Origin of the sequence: Pseudanabaena sp. 'Roaring Creek' (genome assembly GCF_001402795.1) — a bacterium.
Classification (GTDB): domain Bacteria; phylum Cyanobacteriota; class Cyanobacteriia; order Pseudanabaenales; family Pseudanabaenaceae; genus Pseudanabaena.
Map to the genome: position 1 here is coordinate 1 of NZ_LIRE01000150.1, position 4,195 is coordinate 4,195.

A 4,195-nucleotide genomic window follows, 5' to 3' on the forward strand; every position below is an offset into this window, starting at 1 on the left:
GCATGGTTAATTTTGGCTGCTGCCGACTTACCATTTTTAGTGATTTGTTCTAGTTTTTGGCGTTCTTCTTCGGTTAATGTCACTTTGTATCGTTTTGCTGACATACCTTTTTCCTTACTATTTTCTGTCCCTTTATTTTACCCGCCAAATTATCTTTGACTGTCTACTAGTGATGTGGCAGCACTAACACGCACATTTATATCAGAGTCTTTCAGAGTGGTAATTAACTCAGACAAAGCATTTGGCGCATTTATGTCTATATTTCCTAAAGCGATCGCAGCGCTAGAACGTACCTTTGGATTGGGGTCTTTAAGGGCGGTAATCAAGGCAGGGACTGCGTCTTTGGCTTCCCCTCCTATCCTTCCTAGGGCATCTGCTGTTTGAGAACGCATAAGCACATCTGTATCGGTTTGGAGAGCAGCAATAAGAGCAGGTACTGCATCCTTTGCATCTTTACCGATAAAACCTAACGCCATGGCAGCCCTAAGACGTATAAGTTGCTCAGAGTCCTTAAGGGCAAAAATTAGGGCAGGCACTGCATCCCTAGCTTCTTTTACCCTTATTGATAATACATCGATTGCGAAGACAGCACCGAAGCGTACATCTTTATCTTCATCTTTGAGGGCTGTAATCAGAGCAGGCAAGGCATTTTTGCTAATTCCACTTTTAAATGCTAGGGCAGTTGCAGCGCTACTTCGTACATCCCTATCTGAGTCTTTAAGTAGCATGATAAGTGCAGGTTCCGCCTCATTTGCTTTCTCACCTATTCCTACTAATGCCATTGCCGATTGCGAACGCATATCTCGGTCAGGAGATTTGAGTGCAGAAATCAAGGCAGGGACTGCATCTTTGTCCATGTGAGCTAATGCGGAGATAGCCTGATTACGGACATCTTTATCGGGATCTTTGAGGGTATCAGTTAAGGCTGGTATAGCAACTTTTGCTTTCTTGCCCATTGCCCCTAACATATTGGCAGCCTGAGAACGGACATCTTTATCAGGAGATTTAAGAGCGGTAATTAAGGCGGGTACGGTTTTAAGTTGGCAACGGATTAAAGACTCTAGAAGTTTGCGATCGGGTTTTGATATCTGTTCGATGTAATTGGCAACTTCAGATTCAGTACAATCAGCAGTTTGTTGAGCTAAGGCGGGTGGTAAGTTACCGATGCTCCCAAGACATTGGCTCAAAACCATACCTAGCAAAAGATTATCGAGCCGCTTTGCCTGTCTCATATACTTATTCCATATACCTAAATTTAGAGACTTTAGATACTTTAGAGATTTCTCAGTTAGTCAAACCATAACATCGTGCCATTACTGCACCATCAAAATGTCATTTTAAGGTTTGACAATCAAAATCCCGTAGGCATCGGGATTAAGGTATTTGCGAGCGGCGGCTTGGATGTCCTCTTTGGTGATGGATTTAATTAAATCGGGATAGTTTAAAGCCGAATCTAGGGAACCGACAATGCGATCGTAATAGCCATAGATGCCCGCACGTTCTTTGGGGGACTCATTGCCAAAGATAAAGCGATTGGTAACTTGAGTACGGATCTTGGCTAGTTCCTCATCGGTGACAGGAACTTCGTGTAGTTGGCGAATATGCTCGCGAATTGCTTGCTCGACGATCGCTACATCTTCGATATTTAACTTAGCAAACACTTGAAAAGTACCTTGCCAACGCATTGCCGAATTACTGACAGAGATGCGATCAACGATCCGCCGATTTTCGCGTAAGTCTTGCACCATGCGCGATGTGCGTCCGCTACCCAGAATATTGGCAAGAATGCTCAGAGGATAGGTTTCTGATATTTCCCTCAAACCAGCAACCCGCCATGTCATGCTCAATCTAGCTTGTTTGAGGCTTGTGTCTGTTACTTCCCGCCGCACGATTTCTGTAAATGGCTTTTCTGGTGTAAAAGTTTTTGGCTTGAGTTTTGTCTGGGGTTTAGCTTTAGCCTTGGAGCTATCAGCGATGGTCTTCTCTCCGTTTTGTTGCTCAAAGTAATTGGCAATTACGCCGATCGCCTCACTAACTGGTAAATTACCAACAACAGCGATCGTCATATTTTGGGGCACGTACCATTGCCGATGAAACGATCGCATTTGCTCGGAAGTGACTTTTTCAATTACATCAACGGGACCAAGTACTGCTCGACGGTAGGGTAAACTTTCGTAGGCTAATTCGGAAATATGGCGATAGATTCGGCGATCGGGATTGTCCTCACTGCGCCGAATTTCCTCTAGTACCACATGCCTTTCGCGCTGAAATTCATCATCAGGAATGCTTGCCTTGAGGACAATATCTAGCTGCAATGGTGCAAGCTTGGCAAAATCATGGGGAGCGACATTGATATAAAAATGCGTGTAATCTTGACTGGTAGCGGCATTGGTATTGCCACCGTGGGATTCGATCTCTCGCTCAAATTCACCAAGTCCAAGGCGCTCGCTGCCTTTGAACACCATATGCTCTAAAAAATGCGCCATTCCATTAATGTTATCGCTCTCAACGGCAGAACCAACATCAACCCAAATACTAAGATTGACTGCATCAATGGGAACCTGCTCGGCAATAACTCTGATCCCGTTGGGCAGAATATATTGAGTTGGTTCCTGAGGAACTACTTGGGTAGCTAGATCGTTGAGAGCACGATCTGGAGCAGCTACATCTAACCGACGCGGAACGACGATCGCTGTCATGGCAAATTTATTTTTTACTAAATTTTTGACTAAAAAGCAGAATGGCAGAAAATTAAGTTTTTTGTATATATGAATTTTAGGATTGAGATGGGCGGCACATTGTACCGCCCATCTCAAATATTATGAAAAGATGACAATCTACAGAAGTTTTAAGCGAAGTTAGAACTCGTAGTAAAATTTCACAAAACCGTTCGAGCTGAGGAAAATACCTATTTGAAAATATATCTCAATAATTTTAATGTAAAAAACTAATTAAAAATTAATTAATAGCTACATTTTCTCAAGGGCTTGTAACTTGTAATAGGCTTCGCGCAGAGGCAAGCTTGATTTATCTTCCAGCATAGCAGCAAAATCATAGGATTCTTGGTAAGCAAGTCGTGCTTTTGGCAGATTACCAAACGATAGGTACAGATCCCCCAGATATCTTTGGATAATAGCCGCTGTTTCTCGATCGCCCATCACTAAAGCTAAGCTGGAACGATTTTGCAATAGTTCTTCAATACGATAGAAGTTTGGCACTTCGAGATAGGCCGCAATGAGGCGATCGCTGGCGACGGACATCAATGGGTAGTTACGATGTTGGCGAGCGAGGGTGAGAGCATTGCCATAATCTGCGATCGCAGATTTGTAATCATCTAAAGCCATCCGACTATCGCCACTGTGGATGTAGACATAGCCTTCGCCAATGGGCTCGCGAATTGGATATTGCTTGATAGAGGCGTAGTAAAGCTTGATTGCCGCTAGATGATCGCCATAGCGACCTGCAATTAATCCCTTGTTATTTAGAGCGATCGCCGTATTTAGTCCCTGATCGTTTTGCTCGGACAGGGCGAGAGTAGTTTTATTGAGCTTTGCAACGGGCTCTACATCGCTTTGATTGATGGTCAAACTTGTCAAATTATTCGCGGATTCAATAATCGCTTCCTTGTCCTGCAAGGTATTGCCGTAGCCAATTCTTTTGATGAGTGTATCTTGAGCCGCTTTATTGGCTCCGATCATTTCATAGGCATCGCTTACTCTCGCCAAGGTATAGGAAATTGCGGCTTGGTCGTTGACTTGACGGTAATAACCGATCGCATAAAGCCAAGTTTTAATCGCCTCGCGGGGTTTTCCATTCTTCAGTTGGTCGTAGCCGCGATCGAGCAGGCGATCGGCTTCATCTCTGACAGATCGATTTTCTGGGTTGACTGTTGCTTGCTGAGCTTGAGTTGGCATCGGCACGACGATCGCCCCCACAAAGGCAGCGAGAATTGTTGCGCCAATATTAGCAACCGACATCTTCTGACGCTTTCTATACATATCCCTACATCCTCACCAAAAGGTGCACACATTGTAGCGACTAAAAAGCAGTTTTTTCTAGAATTTTTCTGACTTTCTACAACTTTCTATGACTTTTTCTGACAATTCATCCAAAGCCATAATTATCTATAAGTAGCTAGGCGCAATTAAATATAAAGACCCAGAGGCTGTAGCGCACGCGCAGCGTGCGCTACAGC

Annotated in this window: 3 protein-coding genes; all 3 read right to left on the reverse strand. The window is 44.0% G+C overall.

Features of this window, described 5'->3' with window-relative positions; all coding sequences use genetic code 11:
- Positions 1-149: 149 nt before the first annotated feature.
- Positions 150-1,232 (reverse strand): HEAT repeat domain-containing protein, encoded by a 1,083-nt coding sequence (locus AC805_RS04695; protein WP_055074338.1) that lies wholly within the window; start codon positions 1,230-1,232, stop codon positions 150-152.
- A 105-nt stretch (positions 1,233-1,337) separates the two neighbouring features.
- Positions 1,338-2,699, reverse strand: coding sequence for a pitrilysin family protein (locus AC805_RS04700; RefSeq protein ID WP_197278636.1), 1,362 nt, complete (start codon positions 2,697-2,699; stop codon positions 1,338-1,340).
- Positions 2,700-2,969: 270 nt separating this feature from the next.
- Positions 2,970-3,998, reverse strand: a complete 1,029-nt coding sequence (locus AC805_RS04705) for a hypothetical protein (RefSeq protein WP_156341302.1) — start codon at positions 3,996-3,998, stop codon at positions 2,970-2,972.
- Between the last annotated feature and the right edge of the window lie 197 nt (positions 3,999-4,195).